The sequence below is a fragment of the Candidatus Neomarinimicrobiota bacterium genome, assembly GCA_041862535.1.
Taxonomy (GTDB): Bacteria; Fidelibacterota; Marinisomatia; order SCGC-AAA003-L08; family TS1B11.
In genome coordinates, this window is record JBGVTM010000062.1 from 1 (window position 1) to 3963 (window position 3963).

Consider the following 3963-nt stretch of genomic DNA (forward strand, 5'->3'; position numbering starts at 1 on the left):
CCAGGCCAAAATGGTCTACAACACCTTTTCCGGCCTCATTCACCTGCCAACCTTCTTCGGCACAATGGGCGGCGCACTCCTGCTGGAAGGCCTGCGCCGGTGGTTCAACAGCCGTCGCGTTGACCAGCCCAGAGAACAGCTGATTCTCCTTATACCCATGGGCATCGGCATCTTCCTCGGCTGGCCCCTGAGCTTCGTCATCGCCCTGGGCGGCATCATCCGCGCCTGGGTGCACCGTTCCCATCCCGACTGGGTCCGCGCCGGCGTGGTACTGGCCGCCGGCATCATGGGCGGCGAAGGCATCGTCGGCTTCCTCACCGCTACCCTGGTCACCACCCCTATTAACCTCACCGTCTTCCGCCTCGCCGGAGCCGGAGCTTTACTCCTGGCCACCGTCATTATCCTGGTGCGGAAAATAAGTAAGACCACACCACCGTCAGGATAGGACTAGCCCTGACCCACTTCCCACCTTTTTTACTCCCCTGACTCCCGGCGCCTCCCGATCTCATCCTGTAAATCATCCGGCACCCTCACCCGGTTCATCCCCTAAACCGATAAATACACCTAATGATGTGTCTAAACTTTGACAATCCTTTTACGATTTAGTGACAACTCCAGCCTTAGACGAGACCAAATTATGATGGAATTGAAAAGATAGGCTAAAATAACGTTCGTAACTCCAACAACAGCAGGTCTTAACACCGTTTGTAGGAAAGCCTAGCACCTGATGGAAGCACTGCTCCATTCCGTCGCGAAAGATCTATTCTCTCTATTCTGTCATCAAAATCCAGACCTTTTATTGCGCGTTGGGGGAGAGCCCCTTCCCATCTGCACGCGCTGCGGATGCATTTACGTTGGTGTTTTCCTTACCTGGGCCGTTGCCTCCCTTTTCCGCCGTCATACCATCCCGTGGTCTGTGGGTATGGCGCTGGTCGCGATCCTGGTTGTAGAGTGGCTAACTGCAAACCTTGGCCTGAGGGCCGCTTCAGAAGTCAGCCGGGCGCTAGCGGGTCTTGCAGGTGGTGCCGGGGCTGTGATTGTATTACTCCCTTACAGCAGGATCATCGGGCGCCGGATTATCACCAGCGCGGGATTGGTTCTGGTCGGAACCGCAATTACAACCACCATCCACACCGCGGCTCTCTTGCTGATCCTGTGCTCATTCGTCCTATTCTGGGCAAATGCCGGCTGGGTTGCTCTGCAAATCATATCCACATCAGGGAAGAAGGAGAAGTATGATGAAAATCAATCGCTGGACGAAAGATCGGATCACCCTCGTGATCCTGGCAGGTCTTCTCCTGGGGTGCTATGCCACTACCCACCGGGGGCCAAGAACCCTTGACCCCGGGCAATTATCAGGCAGTGGAGGCTATTTGCACTTTAAAGGAGCGGATGCGGAGCCTGATGATGAACCGGGAGAACTAATCACAATGGAGGGCCGCATCGGCGTCGCAAAAGGACTGGATGTCGGGTACATGCGTACGATTGACATCTCCAAAGAGGTCGATGAGCCCGAAGAAGGCATAGACACCCATTGGTTCGACGCCAAGCTTCAACTCCTGAATCGAGAGAACCTGCCCAGTAAGCCAACTATAGCCCTGGGTTACGGGTTCGGTAAGATTATCAATGAAGAGGATCTGTGGGTACAAACACTGTATTTCCTTTGCGGGACCGAGCTTGAACGCACATCACTATTCTATTCATTCAGGTACGAGACATTCGATGAGGAAATCAACTGGATTCCAAAATGGGCCTGGGAGGAAGAGTTCGTAGATATCAGAAAGGCCCACATTTTAGGACTTGAGTTTGAAGCTACCCCCATTATTAGACCTGTAGTAGAAATTGGCCGATTTTATACCGGTGATTTTACCGATGGATTAAACGTCTTCACCGTGGGTGTGAACCTGTATGCACCCCGGTTGAAATAGTGTTTTAGAGGGATGAAAGAAAACCGCTGCGCGGGGTAGTTTTCCCATCAGGTAATAGAAATCGCCGCCTACACCTCCAACGGCACCCGCGGATGCTTCAGGGCCTCCTGGCGAATCCGGCCGATGATCTTATAGGCCTTGGCTGTGGGCATCTCCGGAAAATGACAGAATTGAAAGGTCTTGAACAACTCCAGTACGGCGAACTCCTGCTCCGCCGGGTCCTTCCCGATCTCGTCCATCCGCCAGAACAGCGAATCCAAACCCTGGTCTACGATCTTTCGCCGACTGCTGCGCCGGGGAAGAAAATGCTCGTACTGCTTCCGTGCCACCGCGATCTTATGCTCCAGATCGCTCTGGCCCATGCCCAACCACACGTACAACGTCTCGTTCTTGTACATCCGCTCCAGGTCATCCAGGATCCCCTTCCATGATTCCTGATGGTGCTTCACTTCCGTCTCGGAGAATTTCAGCCGCTCATCTGGATCAACACACAGATAGGGCACGATCCACGCCGCGATTTTCTGGATCTCCTCCCGGTCACCCGCCAACCCGGCCTTGTCAATCCATTGGTTGATCTTGGCGCAGATCACATCCAGGCGGTCAATCCAGCGTACGTAAAACTTGGGGTGGGCGTTGATCCGCAGGATCTTCTCAATATGCTTGGGAACATGTGCCATGGTCTGATCCCCTCAAGTTCACCCCGCTATGGGAACCATAGCCGCCGGGCTACACTGATATGATACGGCGATTGCCGCTTATAAGCAAGGAAATGTTAGCTGCCGATGCTTTCTAACACCAACATTTTTGGCGTTTTGAGGTCACCGAACCGCAAAGCGGTGGATCGAATGGGCCTGCCCTGAGCGAAGCTGAAGGGAGGTAAAGTCCAGCTTCCCCTACGTCAGCAGCAGCATCTTGATGGACTTGGTGTAACCCGTGGTCACCCCCGCCGTTGGCGGGACAAGCCCCGCTTCCGGCGCGGCAGGCAGGCGGTAGATGTACAGGCCTGCGGATAGCCGGCGTCCACAGCGACAGGTTGTTTCTAATCCAGCGGGCTCCTGACGCCCATCCCCCCCTTGTGCATCACGTGGGTGTAGATCATGGTGGTCTGCACCGATTTATGTCCTAATAATTCCTGGATGGTACGGATATCATAGCCGTCTTCCAGAAGGTGCGTGGCGAAACTGTGGCGCAGGGAATGGACCGAGCCGTGCTTGGGTATTTCCGCCTCGCGCAGGGCTTTCTTAAATACCTTCTGGACCGATGAATTATGAATATGATAGCGTCGTTTGATCCCCGAAGCATTTTCTTCGATGGAGCCTTTAGCCATAAATACGTATTGCCAGCCCAGTTCTCTGGCAGCATTGGCATATTTCGCAGCCAAAGCATACGGTAATACGGTTGCTCCGTTGCCCTGAGCCAGATCACGTTCGTGAATGGCTTTTATGTTAGCGAGATGTTCTTTTAACGGAGAGACCAGCGAATCAGGCAGGATGGAGACTCTATCCTTTTGACCTTTTCCATCTCTCACGACAATCTGCCGATAATCAAAATCAATATCTTTGATACGCAGCCGCAGGCATTCAGACAACCGCAAGCCCGCGCCATAGGTCAGGCTCAATAGCAGCCGGTAAATGCCCTGGGTGTGCCCCAATATTTCACTGACTTCGCGTCGGGAGAACACGACCGGGAGGTGCGGGGACCGGCGCGGCCGCTGAATATTGTCAATCCACCCGGCCGGCGATTCCAGAACATCCCGGTACAAAAACAAAAGCGCCTGTAAAGCCTGGTGCTGGGTGGACGGCGAGACGTTCCTCTCCACAGCCAGATAGGTGAGAAAGCCTCGTATTTCCTCTCTGCACAATTCAGCGGGGTGGATCTTGTTGCTGAACAGGATGAACCTTTTGATCCACTGAACGTACGTCGTAATCGTCCGGGGACTGTAATTACTGGTACGCATGGACCACTTGACCTGCTCAAGCAGCTTGGGCTTGGTATGATATTCAGAATTTTTCCCGTCCATGTTATTAGGATCATT

Annotated in this window: 5 protein-coding genes; 3 read left to right on the forward strand and 2 right to left on the reverse strand. The window is 53.7% G+C overall.

Annotated features, from left to right (window positions below):
• The 3 genes from ACETWG_02655 to ACETWG_02665 all read left to right on the forward strand — a co-directional run.
• Positions 1-445 (forward strand): OPT/YSL family transporter (locus ACETWG_02655; protein MFB0515489.1); only part of this gene is annotated, 445 nt, incomplete at its 5' end.
• A gap of 282 nt (positions 446-727) precedes the next feature.
• A complete protein-coding gene (locus ACETWG_02660; GenBank protein MFB0515490.1) occupies positions 728-1342 on the forward strand; it encodes a DUF2085 domain-containing protein in 615 nt (204 codons plus the stop codon).
• A complete protein-coding gene (locus tag ACETWG_02665) occupies positions 1236-1928 on the forward strand; it encodes a hypothetical protein (protein MFB0515491.1) in 693 nt (230 codons plus the stop codon). Before ACETWG_02660 ends, ACETWG_02665 begins: the two co-directional genes overlap by 107 nt.
• 68 nt (positions 1929-1996) lie before the next feature.
• Here ACETWG_02665 and ACETWG_02670 read toward each other — a convergent pair whose 3' ends face one another.
• Together ACETWG_02670 and ACETWG_02675 are read right to left on the reverse strand one after the other, a co-directional pair.
• Positions 1997-2605, reverse strand: coding sequence for a hypothetical protein (locus tag ACETWG_02670; protein MFB0515492.1), 609 nt, complete (start codon positions 2603-2605; stop codon positions 1997-1999).
• A 362-nt stretch (positions 2606-2967) separates the two neighbouring features.
• A complete protein-coding gene (locus tag ACETWG_02675; GenBank protein ID MFB0515493.1) occupies positions 2968-3948 on the reverse strand; it encodes an integron integrase in 981 nt (326 codons plus the stop codon).
• Positions 3949-3963: the final 15 nt, after the last annotated feature.